The sequence below is a fragment of the Aeromonas sp. R4-1 genome (genome assembly GCF_040908325.1).
Taxonomy (GTDB): domain Bacteria; phylum Pseudomonadota; class Gammaproteobacteria; order Enterobacterales; family Aeromonadaceae; genus Aeromonas; species Aeromonas veronii.
The window spans coordinates 1-20963 of sequence record NZ_JBFODM010000056.1 but is presented as its reverse complement, the minus strand read 5'-3'; the positions used below and the strand labels follow the sequence as shown (position 1 = coordinate 20963).

Annotated in this window: 19 protein-coding genes; 16 read left to right on the top strand and 3 right to left on the bottom strand. The window is 60.2% G+C overall.

The window, feature by feature from the left end; genetic code table 11:
- Window positions 1-135 precede the first annotated feature (135 nt).
- The 5 genes from AB5Y90_RS08895 to AB5Y90_RS08875 all read left to right on the top strand — a co-directional run bounded on the left by AB5Y90_RS08895 (window position 136) and on the right by AB5Y90_RS08875 (window position 5257).
- Window positions 136-978, top strand: a complete 843-nt coding sequence (locus tag AB5Y90_RS08895; protein ID WP_107682246.1) for a LysR family transcriptional regulator — start codon at window positions 136-138, stop codon at window positions 976-978.
- Between the two features lie 101 nt (window positions 979-1079).
- Window positions 1080-1676 carry an NAD(P)H-dependent oxidoreductase gene (locus AB5Y90_RS08890; RefSeq protein WP_042081420.1) on the top strand — a complete coding sequence of 199 codons (597 nt, stop codon included), beginning with the start codon at window positions 1080-1082 and terminating at the stop codon, window positions 1674-1676.
- Between the two features lie 67 nt (window positions 1677-1743).
- Window positions 1744-3600, top strand: a complete 1857-nt coding sequence (locus tag AB5Y90_RS08885; RefSeq protein WP_128816427.1) for a monovalent cation:proton antiporter-2 (CPA2) family protein — start codon at window positions 1744-1746, stop codon at window positions 3598-3600.
- Window positions 3597-3983 (top strand): SirB2 family protein, encoded by a 387-nt coding sequence (locus AB5Y90_RS08880; RefSeq protein ID WP_307895686.1) that lies wholly within the window; start codon window positions 3597-3599, stop codon window positions 3981-3983. Before AB5Y90_RS08885 ends, AB5Y90_RS08880 begins: the two co-directional genes overlap by 4 nt.
- A gap of 287 nt (window positions 3984-4270) precedes the next feature.
- A complete protein-coding gene (locus AB5Y90_RS08875) occupies window positions 4271-5257 on the top strand; it encodes a YafY family protein (RefSeq protein WP_005339987.1) in 987 nt (328 codons plus the stop codon).
- A gap of 854 nt (window positions 5258-6111) precedes the next feature.
- On the opposite strand, the gene AB5Y90_RS08870 is transcribed toward AB5Y90_RS08875, so the two are convergent.
- Window positions 6112-6423 carry a DUF1145 domain-containing protein gene (locus tag AB5Y90_RS08870; protein ID WP_307895685.1) on the bottom strand — a complete coding sequence of 104 codons (312 nt, stop codon included), beginning with the start codon at window positions 6421-6423 and terminating at the stop codon, window positions 6112-6114.
- A complete protein-coding gene (rsmD, locus tag AB5Y90_RS08865) occupies window positions 6407-7036 on the bottom strand; it encodes a 16S rRNA (guanine(966)-N(2))-methyltransferase RsmD (protein WP_005339991.1) in 630 nt (209 codons plus the stop codon). Before rsmD ends, AB5Y90_RS08870 begins: the two co-directional genes overlap by 17 nt.
- Window positions 7037-7146: 110 nt before the next feature.
- Between rsmD and ftsY the strand changes: the two genes are divergently transcribed.
- From ftsY to hutH, 10 genes are all read left to right on the top strand, one after another.
- Window positions 7147-9009: a signal recognition particle-docking protein FtsY gene (ftsY, locus tag AB5Y90_RS08860; protein WP_368166821.1), complete on the top strand. Its 1863-nt coding sequence runs from the start codon at window positions 7147-7149 to the stop codon at window positions 9007-9009.
- Between the two features lie 89 nt (window positions 9010-9098).
- Window positions 9099-9767: a cell division ATP-binding protein FtsE gene (gene ftsE / locus AB5Y90_RS08855; RefSeq protein WP_005339995.1), complete on the top strand. Its 669-nt coding sequence runs from the start codon at window positions 9099-9101 to the stop codon at window positions 9765-9767.
- Window positions 9767-10720 (top strand): permease-like cell division protein FtsX, encoded by a 954-nt coding sequence (ftsX, locus tag AB5Y90_RS08850; protein WP_005339996.1) that lies wholly within the window; start codon window positions 9767-9769, stop codon window positions 10718-10720. The genes ftsE and ftsX overlap by 1 nt, the downstream gene beginning before the upstream one ends.
- 451 nt (window positions 10721-11171) lie before the next feature.
- Window positions 11172-12026, top strand: coding sequence for an RNA polymerase sigma factor RpoH (gene rpoH, locus AB5Y90_RS08845; protein ID WP_005339997.1), 855 nt, complete (start codon window positions 11172-11174; stop codon window positions 12024-12026).
- Window positions 12027-12151: 125 nt separating this feature from the next.
- Window positions 12152-12811, top strand: a complete 660-nt coding sequence (can, locus tag AB5Y90_RS08840; RefSeq protein ID WP_005339998.1) for a carbonate dehydratase — start codon at window positions 12152-12154, stop codon at window positions 12809-12811.
- Window positions 12812-12822: 11 nt separating this feature from the next.
- Complete coding sequence (gene hutC, locus AB5Y90_RS08835; protein ID WP_041202413.1) at window positions 12823-13527, top strand: histidine utilization repressor; 705 nt, start codon at window positions 12823-12825, stop codon at window positions 13525-13527.
- Window positions 13528-13681: 154 nt separating this feature from the next.
- Entirely contained in the window at window positions 13682-14917 is a 1236-nt protein-coding gene (gene hutI / locus AB5Y90_RS08830; protein ID WP_368166820.1) for an imidazolonepropionase, read from the top strand.
- Window positions 14910-15854, top strand: coding sequence for a formimidoylglutamase (gene hutG / locus AB5Y90_RS08825; RefSeq protein WP_368166819.1), 945 nt, complete (start codon window positions 14910-14912; stop codon window positions 15852-15854). Before hutI ends, hutG begins: the two co-directional genes overlap by 8 nt.
- 53 nt (window positions 15855-15907) lie before the next feature.
- Window positions 15908-17617: a urocanate hydratase gene (gene hutU, locus AB5Y90_RS08820; RefSeq protein ID WP_307895680.1), complete on the top strand. Its 1710-nt coding sequence runs from the start codon at window positions 15908-15910 to the stop codon at window positions 17615-17617.
- 4 nt (window positions 17618-17621) lie between these two features.
- Window positions 17622-19154, top strand: a complete 1533-nt coding sequence (gene hutH, locus AB5Y90_RS08815; RefSeq protein ID WP_259584335.1) for a histidine ammonia-lyase — start codon at window positions 17622-17624, stop codon at window positions 19152-19154.
- Window positions 19155-19299: 145 nt separating this feature from the next.
- Here the strand turns inward: hutH and AB5Y90_RS08810 are convergent, their stop codons facing one another.
- A complete protein-coding gene (locus AB5Y90_RS08810; RefSeq protein WP_005348596.1) occupies window positions 19300-20397 on the bottom strand; it encodes a calcium:proton antiporter in 1098 nt (365 codons plus the stop codon).
- Window positions 20398-20637: 240 nt separating this feature from the next.
- On the opposite strand from AB5Y90_RS08810, the gene AB5Y90_RS08805 reads away from it, so the two are divergent.
- A partial coding sequence (locus AB5Y90_RS08805; protein ID WP_368166818.1) for a transposase occupies window positions 20638-20963 on the top strand: 326 nt, incomplete at its 3' end.

The window sequence follows — 20963 nt, the reverse complement described above, 5'->3', positions numbered from 1 at the left end:
CCTTCAGATTCGATGGTCGGTTTGAGCCAACAAGCTGCTGGCCAGCGCGGAACAGGGTCACTATAGTCACTGCATCTATAAGTGATAAATATTGTTTTCCGCTGGTTATCATCTGAAAAAACTATGGTTGGACTTATGCTGGATTTGCGACTGCTGCGTTTCTTCATCGCCATCTATGAAGAGAAGAACATCACGGCGGCGGCCGAACGCTGCCACGTCAGCCAGCCCTCACTCTCGGCGGGGCTGCGCCAGTTGGAAGAGGCGCTCGGCGACAGCCTCTTCATTCGCGGCAAGAAGGGGGTGGAGGCGCGCGATCCTGCCCACTATCTCTATCCCCATGCGGTCAAGCTGGTGGAGGAGGCGCGTCGTCTGCCGGAGCTGTTTCGCCAGAAAGCGACGCGTGCGAGGCTCAATATTGCCATCATGCCCGACCTGAGCCGGCGTCGGGTGGCGGGGTTGTTGCAACGGGTACAGACGGTACTGCCCGAGCTGGATCTCACCCTCTCCGACTACGCTACGCCCGCTGACTGCCGCTTGACGCTGGATGCCTTGCGCCGGGAGGACGAGATCTTTCTGCCGTTGTGGGAGGAGGATTACGTGCTCTGCGTGCCGGTCGACCATCCCCTTGCCAGTCGCGAAAGGATCGAGCTGGCCGAGCTGCAACATTATGATTTTATTGAGTGCCCGCCCTGCGAAGCCCATCAGCAGACTATCGGCCTGCTGGCCTGTGACCGGCTTACCCTCAATCTGGTGGCCAAGGCCGAGAGCAAGGGGCTGGTGATGGCGCTGGTGCTGGCGGGGGTCGGCATCAGTTTTCTGCCGGACGGGCTGGTCGAGGATGAGGCGGGGCTTTGCACCCTGCCGGTGAGCGGACCGCGGATGTTTCGCCGGATTGGGCTCTGCTATCCCGCCCACCAGACCCTCAATCCGGCGCTGCGGGAGCTGATCCCCGAGTTGGCAGGCTATGGCGCTTCCTGATAAGGTCGCTTTCCTGTGCACCTTTACGATGCAGCTCCCCAGACTCCCCTTTTCTGTTTACCGCGCCTTGCACCGCAAGGCTTTGTTCGGGTGATTTGGTCATGAAACGCATTCTGGTTATTTTTTCCCATCCCGCGTTGCAGAGCTCGCGGGCCAACAAGCAGCTGTTGCAGGCGATTGAGGGGCTGGAGGGGGTCAAGGTTCACGACCTCTATCAGCACTATCCCGACATGTTTATCGATGTGAAGCGGGAGCAGGCGCTGCTCTCTGAGCACGATATCATCGTCTTTCAGCACCCGTTTTACTGGTACTCCTGCCCGGCCATCATGAAAGAGTGGATGGATCTGGTGCTGGAGTATGGCTACGCCTACGGCCCCGAAGCCCACGCCCTCAAGGGCAAGCAGTGGCTGAGCGCCATCACCACCGGCGGGGCGCCGGAGTCCTACTGCAGCGAGGGGTACAACAGCCGACCGCTGCTCGATTTTCTGCTGCCATTTCAGCAGGCGGCCACCTTGTGCGGCATGAACTGGCTGCCCCCTTTCGTGCTGCACTCCTTTCACAAGATCAAGGATCCCGCCGCCCTGCGCCGCTGTGGGCAGGACTACCGTCAGCTGCTTTGCGCCTTGCGTGACGATCAGCTGACTCCGGAGCAGCTGGCCGGGCGTCCTTATCTGCGCGACTTGCTGGAGGTGCTCTGATGACACACGGGCAGCTTGTTGGCCGAGCTCATGAGCCGGAGCAGATGTTCATGCGGAGGGCCGACTGATGGGCCACGGGATCCTGTTTGATGCCTTTATCTACCTCTCCGCCGCCGTCATCGCGGTGCCGCTGGCCAAGCGCTGGGGGTTGGGCTCGGTGCTCGGCTACCTGCTGGCGGGGATCATCATAGGCCCCTTTCTGCTGGGGCTGGTGGGGGAGCAGAAGGATGTGATGCACTTCGCCGAGTTTGGCGTGGTGCTGATGCTGTTTCTGGTCGGGCTGGAGTTGCGTCCGGCCCTCTTGTGGCAGCTGAAGGGGCCGATCCTCGGCACCGGCGGCCTGCAGGTGCTGCTCACCACGGCGGCGCTGACCGGCGTGGCGCACCTGATCGGTCTGCCGCTGCAACAGGGGCTGGCCATCGGCCTCATTCTGGCGCTCTCTTCCACCGCCATCGTGTTGCAGAGCCTGCAGGAGCGCAAGCTGATGCAGAGCGAGAGCGGTCGCTCCGCCTTTGCGGTGCTGCTGTTTCAGGATATTGCGGTCATTCCGATCTTGGCGATCCTGCCGCTGCTGGCCATGGCGCCGGTCGCCAGCAATGGTGGCTCCGAGCTGGCGGGTTGGCAGCATGGTCTGCTGGTGGTCGCGGCCATCTCCGGCATCGTGCTGGGTGGCCACTACCTGATGCGGCCGGTATTTCGTGCCATCGCCCAGTCCCATATGCGGGAGATCTTCGTCGCCGCTGCTCTGCTGCTGGTGATCGCCATCGCTGTGTTGATGGAGTCGGTGGGGCTCTCACCCGCACTCGGCTCCTTCCTAGCCGGTGTGGTGCTGGCCGACAGCGAATATCGCCATGAGCTGGAGGCAGACATAGAGCCGTTCAAGGGCTTGCTGCTCGGCCTGTTCTTTATGTCGGTGGGGGCGGGGATCGACTTCGGGCTGTTTGCCGAGCACCCCTTCCTGATACCCACTCTGGTGGTTGGCCTGATGGTGCTCAAATGGCTGGTGCTGATGGCGCTCGGCTTCATTATCCGCATCTCGCCGAGCCAGCGCTGGACCTTCGCGCTGGCGCTCGCACAGGGGGGCGAGTTTGCCTTCGTGCTCTTTTCGTTTGCCGCGCAAAACAGGGTGCTGCCAGGCGAGACCATCTCGCTGCTGACGCTGGTGGTAGCGCTCTCCATGGCGCTCACCCCACTGCTGCTGATCCTCAACGATCGGGTGATCCAGCCCTGGTTCGATTACCGTAACCAGAGCGACGCACCGCAGCATGAACAACCTGAGCTGGTGGAGCATCCGGTGATCATCGCGGGCTTCGGCCGCTTCGGTCAGATCGTGGGGCGTCTGCTGCACGGTCACGGCATCGGTACCACCATCCTCGAGCAGGATGCCAGCCAGATAGAGACCCTGCGCAAGTATGGCTATCAGGTCTTCTATGGCGATGCCAGCCGGATAGACCTGCTCCATGCCGCCGGGGCGCACAAGGCGAAGTTGCTGGTGCTCTCCATCAACGATCCGGCTACCTCGCTGGCGGTGATCGAGATGGTGCAGAAGCACTTCCCGCACCTGAAGATCCTGGCGCGAGCGCTAGATCGGCCCCACGCCCACGAGATCCTGCGCCACGGGGTCGAGAGCGTTCACCGGGAAACCCTGGGCTCTGCGGTCGATCTGGGGGTGGAAGCCCTGACCCAGCTCGGTTTTCGGGCCAACCAGGCCTGGCGGGCGGGGCAGACCTTCAAGCAGCACGATAACTGGCTGTTGCGTGAGCAGGTCAACTATCTGGACGACGAACACACTTATATCAACAAGAGCCTGCAATACCGGGAGATCCTCTCCGATCTGTTGCAAGACGATGAGGAGGGGCAGGAGCGTATCCATGCCCACAACTGGAATAGCGGGCTACCCGACGACGACAAGGAAGCAAAATGATTGCCTATTACCCCATGTTCAAACACCTGCATATGACGCTGGCGCTGGTCAGTCTGCTGCTCTTTATCTATCGCTGGAGTCTGGCGCTGGCCGGCAGCGATCGGTTGCAGCAGAAGTGGCTGAAGATCCTGCCGCATATCAACGACACCTTCCTGCTGCTGTTTGGTGTGTTGCTGGCGGTGGCCTTGCAGTTGAGCCCGGGTCAACAACCCTGGCTGATGGCCAAGCTGATTGCACTGGTGCTCTATATCGGTCTGGGTGTCATGGCGCTCAAGCGCCCGGCCCGCGGTCAGAAGCTGGTGGCCGGTGTGGCGGCACTGACGGTGTTTGGCTACATGGTCGGTGCGGCCATCACCAAGTCAGCCTGGTCGTGGCTGATGTGAGCAAAAGGGGAGAGTTATGCTCTCCCCTGAAATCATATTCTGCTATAAATTAATTAATCGGAGTTTTATGCTAGCAATAAATCGCAACATAGAACTTTCATTTGAGGGATTTTGGGCTAATTTTAGCCTCTAGCGGCTCCTTTTTTGAGTGCATTGTCTTTATAAATCAACTATTTAGTGTGTTTTGTATGAAAATGGCGACAGTTGTCGCAGCAAAACTTGCGACATAGACTGTCGCAAGTCACGACTAGCATACAGTCAACGCTAAACCAGTGAAGGCAAGCACCATGAGCAAGAAGCTGTTACGACAACTGACCTTGGCGCGTTGCATCCCGCACCGCCCTTACAAGCTGACCGCCAGCCAACTCCAGGTAAAACTGGAAGAGGAAGGTATCCACGTCAGTCTGCGTACCGTGCAACGGGACCTGGAGGAGATGTCCGGCATGGGACTGTTCGACCTCACCTCGGACGAGCGCAGCAAACCCCATGGCTGGTGCTTCGAGCGCCACGGCCTCAACGACTTTGCCAATATCATGCCGCTCTCGCTGGCGGTGGCCCTGAAAACCTGGAGTGATCAGGCGAGCCAACTGTTGCCGGCGAGTGTACTGACCGAATTGAATCCGCTGGTCGACAAGGCGAGCCAGGTGATCCGCGACAGCCAGAGTGAACTGGCCGAACGCTGGCTGGAGAGTGTCCATCAGTCACCGCGTCCGTTTGCTGGCAACCCGGAGATCCGCCGCAGCACCCTGATCCGCGATGCGCTTTGGCGTGGTCGCAAGTTCAGTGCCGAGATCCAGCGCGTGATCAAAGAGCGCACAGTGTGGCTCTGCTACGACCGTATCAACCCGCTCGGCATTCTCAATCAGCCGGACGGTCCGATCCTGCTCTGCACTCTGTCCGAGCTGGATCCCAAGGTTTACGGCATTCCGTTTGACCATATCAAGAACGTTGAGCTGACCAACTTCAGCGCCACCCAGCCGAAGGATTTCAATATCCAGAAGCTGATCCGCGATCAAGGCTATCAGGATGTGAGCGGCCCGATCCGCTTCGTCGGCCGGATCGATGCCAACAGCCAGTCGCTGGTGGATAACCAGATCCCCGGCAACAATCCGCGCATGACCCGCTATGACAAGCGCAGCGTGGTGGTGGAGACTGAAGTGCAGGACACCCCGGAGTTTCGCAGCTGGTTGAACAACATCGGCGGTGAACTGGAGGTGCTGGCACCGGAATCGCTGCGCAAGGCCTATCTCAATCCGGCCAACCGCTTGAGCTGATTAAAAAATTGGAATGTTGAAGAGTCGAGCCTGGTCTCGGCTCTTTTTTTGCGGTTTTTTTAAGCATATTTATTCAACTAATTTTTAAGTCTTAACGTCAGGATTGAACCGTTTTCCTGCCCCGTTTTTGGGGGCGAAACCCGTGTAAGAGATCTGCCATAGCGACTGTAAGAAGCTGGCGCTTTGAGCCGTACGCGAAGCCATGCCAGAATGATCGAGCTTTCCCGTGAAACTAAATAACCAACTGATATTAAAGGGTTATTTTTTAAGTTCGTTTTTTGAGATGGGAGCTGCATCGGATCTTTATCATCGGATGGCCCTTGTTCGGGGTGCGCATTTCCTTAGTATGGGTCTCACAAGGACGGAGCTGGTTCGGCAGGATGCAGGGCAGCGCATAAAGATGGAATAGTCCGCAGGATGTGGACAAGGGACACCTCAGGATGAGTTCGATAATCAGGATGGTTATCGTCACGGATGAATAAAGGAACACCGCGGGATGCGGCAGGACACTCTCGGGATGGGAGCAGAACGAACGGAGCCTCGTTCTTCAGGATGAACAGGACCTCGCCGGATGCGAGAGGAATACTTCAGGATGAAGTGAGATAACCCGGATGGTTATCTGTCAGGAAGACGCAAGGAACCCCACAGGACGTGGCAATGGACACCTCCAGGATGGAGACAGGGAAGCAGTTCAGGATGAATTGCCAGGCCAGGAACGCCGCAGGACACGCCAACGGATTGGAAAGGGGATATTCCAAAGGATTAGGATAACGTCAGGGATTGCAGGGAGCATTGCAGTTCTACGGACAGGACGACACGACTCTAGGGGACGGCTACCGCCGTCCCCTTTTCTTTTATGGTTTGTCCGAGAGATTGCCGCGCTGGGCGGCGTTGACGATCTCTTGCAGGCGCTGACGAATGTCGACCATGCCAAACACGCCAAATATCAGCACAGTGGCAAACTCGGCCTTGGTGACAGCGAAGTAGCGTTTGCAAGCTGCCTTGATCATGCTGGCCTGCAGCCAGTGCAGCAGGGCGACGATCACGCCGCAGACCGGCAGAAAGCCGTTGAGTTTGCCGGGCAGCGGGGCAATCAGGCTCATCAGCACACCAAACCAGAAGAACAATATCAGCCCCATCGCCAACAGATTAAAGACTCGCTTCATTGTTTACCTCCCTTAGATAGAGTTGGTAGCAGACCTGACCTGCCTGTTTGTCCTTGAGTAGTTGCCAACTGGCAGGCAGCGCCAGATCGGCCATCTCTTTTTCCCGCTCCAGATAGATGAGGGCGTCCGGTGCCAGCCAGCCGCGCTGCTCCAGCAGTTCGCACACTTGCGGCAGCAGCTCGCGGCGAAACGGCGGATCGAGGAACACCAGATCAAACGGCGTGGCCGGGCCTTGCAGCCAGCTCACTGCATCTGACTGGATCACCTGACCCTGACTGCTGCCGAGGGCGGTCAGGTTCTTCTTGATCTGGTCGGCGGCTCCTTTGTCCATCTCGATCAGGGTCACCTGCTCGGCATAGCGCGACAGCGCCTCCAGCCCGAGTCCGCCGCTACCGGCAAACAGATCCAGGCAGCGGGTGCCACGAATGTGGGGGGCCAGCCAGTTGAAGATGGTCTCCTTGACGCGATCCGTGGTGGGTCTGAGCCCCTCCACATCCTTGACCGGCAATTTGCGGCCTCGCCACTGGCCGCTGATGATTCTTACAAAGCCCGATTTTCCTTGCGGGGCGGGACTCTTGCTCGGGTTGCTACGGCTGGATTTCACTCTGGGCATCGCGTTTCATCGTCAGAAAATAAAGTGGTAGTATAAGGCGGTTCATTTTTATGCCGACCCGCCAAGGGACGGCTATCTTAGCAGTCAGCCTTTGATGTGAGTATTTTTAGATGGCAAAAGGTTTGTTTTCCTGGCTGGGTTTCGGCCGCAAGAAAGAAGAGGCTGAGGCTGTCCAACCACAGACACCCCAAGCCACCCTCGTTACCGTTGAGCCCGAGGTCACTGCTACCCCCGCTCCCGTTTCCGATAGTACGCCGGCTGTTGCCCCCGAAGTGCCTGCCAGCGCACAGAATCCCGTTTTGCAAGATGATTGCTGCCTGCCGACCGAGCTGGACGACCACGGCCCGCTAGTGGTGGAGGAGTGCGCCTCCGATCTGGAGCCGGTGATCGTCAACGAAACGCTGATCGCCGAAGAGGAGCGTGCCGCTGACGCCGCTCGCACTGCCGCAGAGGCGCAAGCCGCTGAGGTCAAGGCAGCCGAAGAGGCTCGTATTGCTGCCGAAGCTTTTGCTGCGGAAGAGGCTCGTATTGCTGCCGAGGCTCGCGCCGCGGAAGAGGCTCGTATTGCTGCCGAAGCTTTTGCTGCGGAAGAAGCTCGCATTGCTGCCGAAGCCCGTGCTGCGGAAGAGGCCCGTATCGCTGCCGAGGCTCGCGCCGCGGAAGAGGCTCGTATTGCTGCCGAAGCCCGTGCTGCGGAAGAAGCTCGTATTGCTGCCGAGGCTCGCGCTGCGGAGGAGGCTCGTATTGCTGCCGAGGCTCGCGCCGCGGAAGAATCTCGCATTGCCGCCGAGGCTCGCGCTGCGGAAGAGGCTCGTATTGCTGCCGAAGCCCGTGCTGCGGAAGAAGCTCGCATTGCTGCCGAAGCTCGCGCTGCGGAGGAAGCTCGCATTGCCGCTGAAGCTCAGGCTGCGGAAGAAGCCCGTATCGCCAAAGAGGCCCAGCGAGCGGAAGATATGCGCCTGGTCGCCGCGATGGAGGCTGAGGCCGCCGCCCTGGCCGCTCTGCCGCTGGCCGCCAAGGTGGACGACGACACCCAGGACAAACCGCAGCGGGAGGGCTTCTTTGCTCGCCTCAAGCGCAGTCTGGTACGCACCAAGGAGAATATCGGCTCCGGTTTCTTCGGCCTGTTCCGTGGCAAGAAGATCGACGATGAGCTGTTTGAAGAGCTGGAAACCCAGCTGCTGACCGCCGATCTCGGTGTGGATACCACTACTCGTATCATCGAGGGGCTGGTGCAGCACGCGGATCGCAAGCAGCTCAAGGATGCCGAGGCGCTCTACGGCCTGCTCAAGCAGGACATGGGCGAGATGCTGGCCAAGGTCGAGCAGCCGCTGGTGATCGACACCAGCAAGAAGCCTTATGTGATCCTGATGGTCGGCGTAAACGGCGTCGGCAAGACCACCACCATCGGCAAGCTGGCCAAGCAGTTCCAGGCTGAAGGCAAGAGCGTGATGCTGGCGGCGGGTGACACCTTCCGTGCTGCTGCGGTCGAACAGCTGCAGGTTTGGGGTCAGCGCAACAACATTCCGGTGATTGCCCAGCATACCGGTGCCGACTCCGCTTCCGTCATTTATGACGCCATCGAGGCTGCCCGCTCCCGCGGAGCTGACGTGCTGATCGCCGACACCGCCGGTCGCCTGCAGAACAAGAGCAACCTGATGGAAGAACTCAAGAAGGTGGTGCGGGTGATGAAGAAGCTGGATGAAGAGGCGCCCCACGAGATCATGCTGACGCTGGATGCCGGCACCGGCCAGAACGCCCTGAGCCAGGCCAAGCTGTTCAGTGAGGCGGTTGGCCTGACCGGTATCACTCTCACCAAGCTGGATGGCTCGGCCAAGGGCGGCGTCATCTTTGCGGTGGCCGACAAGTTCCAGATCCCGATCCGCTACATCGGGGTGGGCGAGGGGATCGACGATCTGCGTCCCTTCGTTGCCAACGATTTCATCGAGGCGCTCTTCAGCCGCGATGAATAAGTCCGGCCGTGATGAGTCAGCTCAGCCGTGATGAGTAAGTGTTCCATGCCCCGACTCCGGTCGGGGTTTGTCAATTTCAGGGAACCGTTATGATTCGTTTTGACAAGGTCAGCAAGGTATACAGCGGCGGCCATCAGGCGCTGCAAAAGGTCAGCTTTCACCTGCGCAAGGGAGAGATGGCCTTTCTGACCGGGCACTCGGGGGCGGGCAAGAGTACCCTCCTGAAACTGATCAGCGTGATGGAGCGCCCGACCGATGGTCGTGTCTTCTTTCATGGCGATGATGTCAGCCATATCCAGCGCAGCCAGATCCCCTATGTTCGTCGTCAGATCGGGATGATCTTTCAGGATCACCGGCTGTTGATGGACAGAACCGTGTTCGACAACGTGGCGCTGCCGCTGGTGATCGATGGCTACAGCCATGCGGACATCAACAAGCGCGTGGCTGCGGCGCTGGACAAGGTGGGGCTGCTCGGCAAGGAGCGTTACCAGCCGCGCATGCTCTCCGGTGGTGAACAGCAGCGGGTCGGCATCGCCCGCGCCATCGTCAACAAGCCGCCGCTGCTGCTGGCGGATGAACCGACCGGCAACCTGGATCCCCAGCTCTCCATGGACATCATGCGGCTATTCCAGGAGTTCAACAATTTTGGGGTCTCGGTACTGATTGCCACCCACGATCTGGGGCTGATCGCCCGCATGCGCTATCGCACCCTGACCCTCAAGGCGGGCCGCATGTATTCGGCCGGGGAGGAGCTCTGATGGCTATCGTTCGTCATAAACAACCGCCGCTGCGCCGTCTGATGATGTACGGGGTTGACCATGTGCGGCAGGCATTTGCCAGTCTCGGGGAGCTGTGGCGTAATCCGCTCGCTTCGCTGATGACGCTGGCGGTGCTCGGCGTCAGTCTGGCGCTGCCATCCTGCTTCCACGTGCTGCTGAAAAATGCCGAGGTGGTGGAGGGGAGCTGGCAGAGCAGTTCCCAGATCTCCCTTTACCTGCGCAAGGATCTGCCGGAGCAGAGCATTCTCGATCTGCAGCACCGGATCCTGCTCTATCCCGAGGTGGATTCGGTCACTTACCTGAGCCGTGACGATGCGTTGCGGGAGTTTCGCGAGATCTCCGGCTTCGGCGATGCCCTCGATTATCTGGACAGCAACCCGCTACCGCCGGTGCTGAGCGTGATCCCGGATCCGCGCTGGCAGAACCCGGAAGGGGCCGCCGAGCTGCTCAGCAAGCTCAATAATGAGGTGGGGGTCGAGCAGGGCAAGCTGGATCTGCAGTGGCTGACCCGGCTGCAGGGGATAATGAACCTGCTGCGCCACACCATTACCGGTATCGCGGTGCTGCTGCTCTCCGCCGTGTTGCTGATTGTCGGCAATACCCTGCGTCTCAACATCCTCAACCAGCGTTCCGAGATTGAAGTGCTCAAGCTGGTGGGGGCGACCGACTCCTTCATTCATCGCCCTTTCCTCTATACCGGTATCTGGTTCGGGGTGATCGGCGGCATGCTGGCCTGGTGGCTGACCGAGGTGATGGTGATCTGGAGCGAAGGGGTGGTGAAGGAACTGGCGGGCTTGTATAACAGTAACTTCCGGTTGGTTGGCATGGGGGCGGTAGACGGGATCAATCTGATCTTGCTGGGCGCCCTGCTGGGGCTGATTGCCTCCTGGTTCTCGGTCCATCGCCACATTCGCGACATCGAACCATCCTGATTACTTTATCATCAAAGTAAATCGCTGGATTTTGAGAGGCGGATCAAGTAAAAGAGGGGCCGTTTCTGGCTTGGCCCCCATAGTCAGAGTATTCTGAATAACAATGATCTTCCGGATCTTCGCTAGATCCAGTGAACCTTCTGATTTATAAGCAGTCTATTAAAGCTGAAGCATTTATACGGGTGTGGCCCCTCTGCCTTGCTCGTCAGACTTGGCAAGCATGTGAAGGTTGCGAGCTCCGCAACAATGGACTTAGCATGCTACTTTTCGGGGGTCCTTCATTGTGACCCCCTTTTTTTGACTGTTCATTCATGATTCATCCTGCAGGCTTAAGATAAGCCGGTCTAAAACTGGGCATGTTCTTTGATACACGCCGCAGAATGGCATCCGGTCAGTAGACAGACCCTCTCAGGGTGTTAGACTGATTCGATTGAAAAGTAAGAGGTAACAGATGGGAACTTCATTGCAGCGCACTATGGCTCTGATTCCGCAAGGTAGTCTGGAAGGCTATATCCAGGCAGTAAACTCTATTCCTGTGCTGAGCGCAGAGGAAGAGCGTGAACTGGCTGAGCGTTTGCAGCAGGATGGCGATCTCGAGGCTGCTCGTCAGCTGGTTATGTCGCATCTGCGCTTTGTCGTTCATGTCGCCAAGAGTTATGCCGGTTACGGTCTGCCTCAGGCCGATCTGGTTCAGGAAGGCAACATCGGCCTGATGAAGGCGGTCAAGCGCTTCGACCCGACGGTCGGCGTGCGTCTGGTCTCCTTTGCCGTGCACTGGATCAAGGCCGAAATCCACGAATATGTCCTGCGCAACTGGCGCATGGTCAAGGTGGCCACCACCAAGGCCCAGCGTAAGCTCTTCTTCAACCTGCGCAAATCCAAAAAACGTCTGGGCTGGCTGAACCACGAAGAGGTTCAGGCCGTGGCGGCCGATCTCGGCGTTTCTGCCGCTGACGTGACCGAAATGGAAGCGCGGATGGCCAACTACGATCAGGCGTTCGATCTGGTGGGTGACGATGAGGAAGAGGGCGGTTTCGCTCCGGTTCACTATCTGGAGGACAAATCCTCCGATCTGGCCGCCACCATCGAGAACGACAACTGGGACGATCACGCGACCCGTCGTCTGAGCTCGGCCCTCGCCACTCTGGATGAGCGCAGCCAGCACATCATCCGCGCCCGCTGGCTAGATGATGACAGCAAGACCACTCTGCAGGAGCTGGCCGATACCTACGGCGTCTCTGCCGAGCGTGTGCGCCAGCTTGAGAAAAACGCACTCAAGAAGCTGAAAGATGCCATGGAAGCCTGATGCTTCCTCTCATAAAAACAGGGCCTGATGGCCCTGTTTTTGTTTCGCAGGGATCTGGTCGGCCTTGCTTTGGTTACCCTTGAGTGTGTTATGTTGCCGCCACTGCCACATTAGGGAGAGCAGAAGTGAAACTGTTGAACGACCTGTTTACCAACAACCGTGAGTGGGCCGAACGGATCAAAGCCGAAGATCCCGCTTTCTTTGCCACTCTTTCTGCCCAGCAGGCCCCCGAATACCTCTGGATTGGTTGTTCCGACAGCCGGGTCCCCGCCAACCAGCTGATGGGCTTGCTGCCGGGGGATGTCTTCGTTCACCGTAACGTCGCCAATCTGGTGGTACATACCGATTTCAACTGCCTCTCCGTGCTGCAATACGCGGTAGAAGTGCTCAAGGTGAAGCACATCATCGTCTGCGGTCACTATGGCTGCGGCGGCGTCAAGGCCGCGATGCAGAATCAGGAGCTGGGTCTCATCGACAACTGGCTGCGCAACATCAAGGATGTCTACTTCAAATATGGTGAAGAACTCGAGGCCATCGAGGATGAGCACGAGCGCTTCGACTATCTGTGCGAGCTGAACGTGGCCGAGCAGGTGGCCAACGTCTGTCACACCACCATCATCCAGAACGCCTGGCGCAAGGGGCAGGAGCTGGCGGTGCATGGCTGGATCTACGGCATCAAGGACGGTCTGCTGCACGATCTCGATCTCTGCATCAGCGGGCCGGATCAGATCCCCGATGTCTATCGCGCCTGGCCGGACATGCGTCCGCCCCACCGTCGGCGCTAGGGAGCTTCATGGTGGCGCCAGCCCTCTATCTGCAGATCAAACAGCATATTCTGGACGGGATCCGCGAACGCCACTATCAGGCGGGGGACAGGATCCCGACCGAAGCTGCCCTGTGCGAGCAGTTCACCGTGAGCCGGATGACGGTCAACCGGGCGTTGCGGGAACTGGTGGCGGAAGGGTGGTTGGTGCGTACCGCCGGTTCCGGCAGCTTCGTGGCAGACAGGCGCACCGAGTCGCCGCTGCTGGCTATTCGCAATATTGCCGATGAGATCGCCGAGCGTGGCGGCGAGTACAGCGCCCGGGTGATCCGGCTGCAGCGACTGGCCGCCGACGAGAAGGTGGCAGTGCAACTGGGGCTGCGGGTTGGCGCCCCCATCTTTCACAGCCTGATCGTCCATCAGGCAGATGGCGAGCCGTTGCAACTGGAGGAGCGCTTCGTCGATGCCGGGCGCTTGCCGGGCTATGGCGAGCAGGATTTTACCCAACAGACTCCCAACCGCTATCTGATGGATGTCTGCCCCCTGTCGGAGATGGAGCACGTGGTGGAAGCCGTGCTGCCGAGCGCCGGTGAGGCGGGATTGTTGCAGATCCGCGTAGATTCCCCCTGCCTGTTGTTGCACCGGCGTACCTGGTCGGAGGGGCATCTGGTCTCCTATGCCCGTTTGCTCTCCCCCGGTTCCCGTTACAAGCTAAGCTCCAAGACTCAGCTGGAGTAAATGTCTATACAACTCGATTTTGCAAAGCCCACCTCCTGGTGGGCTTTTTTGTGCTTAAACTCTAAGTTTGATGCTGTTATCAGGATGTGAATTTCGCTCTTCCTTTCGTCATAGAGATCGACTATAAGAATATGTATATACATTTGAGGTCGCTATGAACAAGGAACTGTTGAACTGCGAGCGGGTCTGGCTCAACGTGACGCCCGCTACCCTGAATGATGAGCTGGCCGACTACGGTCTGCTGCCGCTCCATGCCATCGGTGTGAAGGAGGGCAAGATCCATGCGCTGGTGCCGATGGCCGAGTTGAAGGGGCCGCATCCCGCCCATTGGCAGGATATGCAGGGCAAGCTGGTCACCCCCGGCCTTATCGATTGCCACACCCACCTCATCTTTGCCGGCAGCCGTGCCGAGGAGTTCGAGCTGCGCCAGCAGGGAGTGCCCTATGCCGAGATCGCCCGTCGGGGCGGCGGCATCATCAGCACGGTGCGTGCTACCCGCACCGCCAGCGAAGAGCAACTGTTCGAGCTGGCGTTGCCTAGGGTGACATCCCTGATCCGCGAAGGGGTCACCACGGTGGAGATCAAGTCCGGCTATGGCCTGACGCTGGATGACGAGCTCAAGATGCTGCGGGTGGCCCGCCGACTGGGAGAGGTATTGCCGATCCGGGTCAAGACCACTCTGCTGGCTGCCCATGCAGTGCCGCCGGAGTATCGCGACGATCCTGACAGCTGGGTCGAGACCATCTGCCAAGAGATCATTCCGGCCGTAGCCGAGGCGGGTCTGGCCGATGCGGTGGATGTCTTCTGCGAGCATATCGGCTTCTCGTTGGCCCAGACCGAGCAGGTCTATCTGGCGGCGGATCAATACGGCCTGCCGGTGAAGGGGCACATGGATCAGCTCTCCAATCTCGGTGGCAGCACGCTGGCCGCCAACTTCGGCGCCCTTTCGGTGGATCATCTGGAGTATCTGGATCCGCAGGGGATCCTGGCGCTGGCCCAGCGCGGCGTAGTTGCCACCCTGCTGCCCACCGCCTTCTATTTCCTCAAAGAGACCAAATTGCCCCCTGTTGCCGCCCTGCGCAAGGCGGGGGTGGCGATGGCGGTCTCCTCCGACATCAACCCGGGCACGGCCCCCATCGTCTCGCTGCGGATGGCGATGAACATGGCCTGTACCCTGTTTGGCCTGACTCCGGTGGAGGCCATGGTCGGGGTGACCCGCCACGCCGCCAAAGCGCTTGGCGAGCAGGATCGCCTTGGCCAGCTCAGGGTGGGGATGGCGGCCGATTTCCTGATCTGGCACTGCGCCCATCCGGCCGAGTTGAGCTACATGGTCGGCGTCGATCAGCTGGCAGGCCGCATCTTCAACGGCGAGGAGACCCTCCATGGATAAGTTCAACCCGATCGACATGGCGCTCTGGCAGGGACGACAGGATCCGGAAGATGGCGAGTTGGCCCTGCGCTGGCACGACAAGGTGCAGCCCTGGGCTGCCCGGGCACAAGAGGCAGCTGGTGTAGTGCTGCTCGGCTTTGCCTGCGACGAGGGGGTGCGCCGCAACAAGGGGCGTGTCGGCGCCGCCGGTGCGCCGGAAGCGGTGCGCAAGCTGCTGGCCAATACCGCATGGCACCTGAGTCGCCCCGTCTACGATGGCGGGGATGTGAGCTGTACCGATGGGGATCTCGATGCCGCCCACGGCCATCTGGCCGAGTGGGTCGCCGCTGCGCTCGAACTGGGCCACTTCCCGCTGGTGCTGGGTGGCGGCCACGAGGTGGCCTTCGGCAGCTGGAGCGGCCTCAACCTGCATCTGGCGGGTCAGGGGCGAGTCGGCATTATCAATTTTGACGCCCACTTCGACCTGCGCATGAAGCTGGAGCAGGCCAGCTCCGGCACCCCCTTCTTCCAGATCGCCGAGCAGTGCGCCGCTCAGGGCTCCCCGTTTCACTACGCCTGCCTTGGGGTGGCCGAGACCGCCAATACCCAAGCCCTGTTTGCCCGTGCCAAGGCGCTGGGTGTGTGGCATGTGTTGGATGAGGCGATGACCCAGACCGAGTTGCCAGCCTTGCTAAGCGGGCTGGATGCCTTTATCGCCCATTGTGATCACCTCTATCTGACCATCGATCTTGATGTGCTGCCCGGCGCAGTTATGCCGGGAGTGAGCGCTCCAGCCGCTCGCGGCGTGGAGCTGGCGGTCATCGAACCGCTGATCGCCCATATCCGGGCCAGCGGCAAGCTCAGGCTCGCCGATCTGGCCGAGTACAACCCGACGCTGGATCAGGACAACCGCAGTGCCCGCGTGGCCGCGCGGCTGGTTCATCTGTTGACCCGTTAACCCTTTGGCCGCCCGTCGCCGAAGGCACCCTATTGATACAACAAGGAGTGTGTATGTCTGTGCAACAGCAGGATCCCCGTCATGATCCTAACCGCGTGATCCGTGCCCCGCGCGGCACCGAACTGACCGCCAAGAGCTGGCTCACCGAAGCGCCGCTGCGGATGCTGATGAACAACCTGGACCCCGAGGTGGCCGAGCATCCCCAGTCGCTGGTGGTCTATGGCGGCATCGGTCGCGCTGCCCGCAACTGGGCCTGCTTTGACAAGATCGTCGAGGTGCTGACCCGGCTGGAGGAGGAGCAGACCCTGCTGGTGCAATCCGGCAAGCCGGTCGGGGTGTTCCAGACCCACAAGGATGCGCCGCGGGTGCTGATCGCCAACTCCAATCTGGTGCCGCACTGGGCCAACTGGGAGCACTTCAACGAGCTCGATAAGAAGGGCTTGATGATGTACGGCCAGATGACCGCAGGTTCCTGGATCTATATCGGCACCCAAGGGATCGTGCAGGGCACCTACGAGACCTTCTTTGCGGTGGCCAATCAGCACTTCAACGGTGAACCCAAAGGGCGCTGGATCCTGACCGGTGGTCTCGGCGGTATGGGTGGTGCCCAGCCGCTGGCCGCTACCATGGCCGGCTTCTCGATGATCGCGGTGGAGTGCGACGAGACCCGCATCGATTTTCGTCTGCGCACCCGCTATGTGGACAAGAAGGCTCACAGTCTGGATGAGGCGCTGGCCATGATCGAAGAGGCCAAGCAGAGCGGCAGCGCCATCTCCATCGGTCTGCTCGGCAACGCCGCCGATGTATTCGCCGAGCTGGTGGCTCGTGGCATCACCCCGGATGTGGTGACCGACCAGACCTCAGCCCACGACCCGGTGCACGGCTACCTGCCGCAGGGTTGGAGCGTTGCCAAGTGGCGCGAGCTGCAGCAGAGCGCGCCCCAGGAGGTGAACGTCGCCGCCCGCCGCTCCATGGCCCGTCAGGTGGAGGCGATGCTGACCCTGCAAGAGCGCGGCGCGGCGACTCTGGATTACGGCAACAACATCCGCCAGATGGCGCTGGAGGAGGGGGTGGCGAACGCCTTCGATTTCCCCGGCTTCGTCCCCGCCTACATTCGCCCGCTGTTCTGCGAGGGGATTGGCCCGTTCCGCTGGGTGGCCCTCTCTGGCGATCCGGAAGATATCTACAAGACAGATCAGAAGGTGAAAGAGCTGATCCCCGATGATCCTCACCTGCACAACTGGCTCGACATGGCCCGCGAGCGCATCGCGTTTCAGGGACTGCCGGCGCGGATCTGCTGGGTCGGGGTCAAGGATCGGGTACGGCTCGGTCTGGCCTTCAACGAGATGGTGAAAAACGGCGAGCTGAAAGCCCCCATCGTCATCGGTCGCGACCATCTGGATTCCGGCTCGGTGGCGAGCCCGAACCGCGAGACCGAGTCGATGATGGATGGCTCCGATGCCGTCTCCGACTGGCCGCTGCTCAACGCCCTGCTCAACACCGCTGGTGGCGCGACCTGGGTCTCCCTGCACCACGGCGGCGGGGTCGGCATGGGCTTCTCCCAGCACTCCGGCGTGGTGATCGTCTGTGACGGCTCCGATGATGCGGCCCGCCGTGTGGGTCGGGTACTGCGCAACGATCCGGCCACCGGGGTGATGCGCCACGCGGATGCCGGCTACGAGATTGCCATCAACTGTGCCCATGAGGCGAAACTGGATCTGCCGATGATTGACGGCGCCAACGGTGTCAAAGGAAAGGTGTAACACCATGTTTGAATTGACTATTACTCCGGGCGAGCTGGATCTTGCCACCCTGCGCCGCGTCAGCCGCGAGCCGGTACATGTTTCACTGGATCCGGCCGCGCTGCCGGGGATCCACGCCTCCGCAGCTGTGGTTACCAAGGTGATCGAACAGAACCGGGTGGTGTATGGCATCAACACCGGCTTTGGCCTGTTGGCCAACACCCGCATTCCGGTGGAGCAGCTGGACGAGCTGCAGCGCTCCATCGTGCTCTCCCATGCCGCTGGCATCGGCGAATACATGGATGACGCCACTGTACGGTTGATGATGGTGCTCAAGCTCAACTCGTTGGCGCGGGGCTTCTCCGGCATCCGGCTGACGGTGCTTGAGGCCTTGATGACCCTCATCAACGCCGAAGTCTATCCGGTGGTGCCGAAGAAGGGCTCCGTCGGTGCCTCCGGCGATCTGGCGCCGCTAGCCCATATGAGCTGCCTGCTGATCGGGGAGGGCAAGGCCCGCCACAAGGGCGAGCTGATCGACGCCGCTACGGCGCTGAAAATTGCCGGGCTCGAGCCCATCGCACTGGCACCCAAAGAAGGATTGGCGCTGCTTAACGGCACCCAGGCGAGCACCGCCTTTGCGCTGGAAGGGCTGTTCCATGCCGAGGATCTCTACGCCGGTGCCATCACCATAGGCGCCATGAGTGTGGAGGCCGCCCTTGGCAGCCGCCGGCCGTTCGATGCCCGCATCCACGAAGTGCGCGGTCAGCGTGGCCAGATTGACGCGGCCGCCTGTTATCGCCACCTGCTGGTGGATGGCAGCGAGATCGGCATGTCCCATCACAACTGCGAGAAGGTACAGGATCCCTACTCATTGCGCTGCCAGCCGCAGGTGATGGGTGCCTGCCTGACCCAGATCCGCCACGCCGCCGAGGTGTTGGTGTGCGAGGCCAACGCGGTCTCCGACAACCCGCTGGTGTTTGCCGATGACGAGGAGATCCTCTCCGGTGGCAACTTCCATGCTGAGCCGGTGGCTTTTGCCGCCGATAATCTGGCGCTGGCCATCGCCGAAATCGGCTCACTTTCAGAGCGGCGCATGGCGCTGTTGATCGACTCGCGCATGTCCGGTCTGCCGGCGTTTCTGGTCAACAACGGCGGGGTGAATTCGGGCTTTATGATCGCTCAGGTCACCTCGGCGGCGCTGGCCTCCGAGAACAAGACCCTGGCCCATCCCGCCTCGGTGGATAGCCTGCCTACGTCGGCCAATCAGGAGGATCACGTCTCCATGGCGACCTTCGCCGGCCGCCGACTGGCCGATATGGCCGAGAACACCCGCGGCATTCTGGCAGTCGAACTGCTGGCGGCGGCACAGGGGCTCGATTTTCGCGCGCCGCTGCGCAGTACCGAGCTGATCGAGCTGGCCAAGGGACGACTGCGGGCAGAGGTGAGCTTCTACGACAAGGACAGGTACTTCGCGCCGGATATAGAAGCTGCCGCCGCCCTGCTGGGCCGTGCCAGCTACAACGACCTGATCCCGGCCGGGGTGCTGCCCAGTCTGTAAGCCTTGATCACCCTTCTCTCCTGGCGGGAGAAGGGTTGGGGATGAGGGGGAAGCCGCTTCACAGGCGCCGGTGACAGCCGGGAGCAGATAACAAAAGACCGCCCAATCGGGCGGTCTTGGCGTTTCTGACGTTGGTTGAACGCGGTTATTCGTGTTCGAACATCAGGAACAGATAGACCACAAACAACACCAGATGGGTCGCTCCATGGAGCACATTGGTGCGGCCGCTGCTGAAGGTCACTTTACAGACCATCAGGGTCGTGACCAGCAGCACCATATCGGCGGGGGAGAGGCCGAGGCGCACCTCCTGATCCAGCATGGAGCCGATAAAGAGCACGGCAGGCACGGTGAGGGCGATGGTGGCCAGCACCGAGCCGAAGTAGAGGTTCATTGCCCGCTGCAGCTGGTTGTTGAAGGCGGCTTTGATGGCGCCGACTGCTTCGGGGGCCAGCACGATGCAGGCCACGATAAAGCCGCCCAGTGCGGCGGGTGCTTCCATCACATGCACCCCGTAGTTGATGGGGATGGCCAGGGTCTTGGCCAGCAGGATTACCACCAGCAGGTAGGCGAGCAGCAGGATGGTGTGATAGACGTTGCTCTGCAGCGGGCCGTGGTGCTCCTCGTAATCCTCGTGATCGCTGTCGACGAAGAAGTGGCTGTGGCTGCGGGTCTGGATGAGCAGAAAGACCCCGTAGAGCAGGATCGAGATGATGATCAGCATCCACGACATGGCGCGCGACATACTGCCGATTGCACCACCCTCGGTGAAGTTGGGCAGCACCAGACAGAGTAGGGCCAGCGGGATGATGGCCACCAGATAGGATTTGACCCCATCCAGATTGAAGCTCTGGGTGTGGTAGCGCCAGCCGCCAAACAGCAGGGTGAAACCCACCAGACCGGTACTCACCAGCATCACTACCGCAAACATGGTATCGCGGGCCATGGTGGGGTTGGGCTCACCGGTCAGCATCACCGAGGAGATCATCACCACCTCCAGCGAGATGACCGAGAGGGTGAGGATCAGGGTGCCGAAGGGCTCGCCCAGCTTGATGGCGAGGGCATCGGAGTGGCGTACCACCGAGAAGATGGCCCAGGTGACGATGGCCAGTAGTGCCGCCGAAACAGGAAGATAGATCCCGAGCGGAGTTGTCTCTGTCAGCAGGTCACTGCCCAGGGTCTTGAAAAAGAGCAGGGTCAGCAGGCCAACGGGCAGGGCAATCTCTTGCCGGATAACTGTCTTCATAGGCAATGGTTCTCTATTGGGGGTCTTGACGACCGGATGACATAAACAGGCTGCACGGTTATCGGTTGCGCAATAACCGGCTCCTTATGATAAAGGTTGTTATCCCCGTCAGGGCAGATCATTTTGTTGCTGATGTCTAGTCCTGAAATAGGTTTACACATTTTCAACTAGGGAAGGTGCGAACAAGTCTGTGATATGAGATCATAATGTTCATCCGGAGCCGCATTTCCGAGGGCCATCATGAGTCATCAACTCACCTTCGCCGACAGTGAATTCAGCAGTAAGCGTCGTCAGACCAGAAAAGAGATTTTCCTCTCCCGCATGGAGCAGATACTGCCGTGGCAGGATATGACCGCTGTCATCGAGCCGTTTTATCCCAAGGCGGGTAATGGCCGGCGCCCGTATCCGCTGGAAACCATGCTGCGCATTCACTGCATGCAGCATTGGTACAACCTGAGCGATGGCGCGATCGAAGATGCTCTGTACGAAATCGCCTCCATGCGTCTGTTTGCCCGGTTATCCCTGGATAGCGCCTTGCCGGACCGCACCACCATCATGAATTTCCG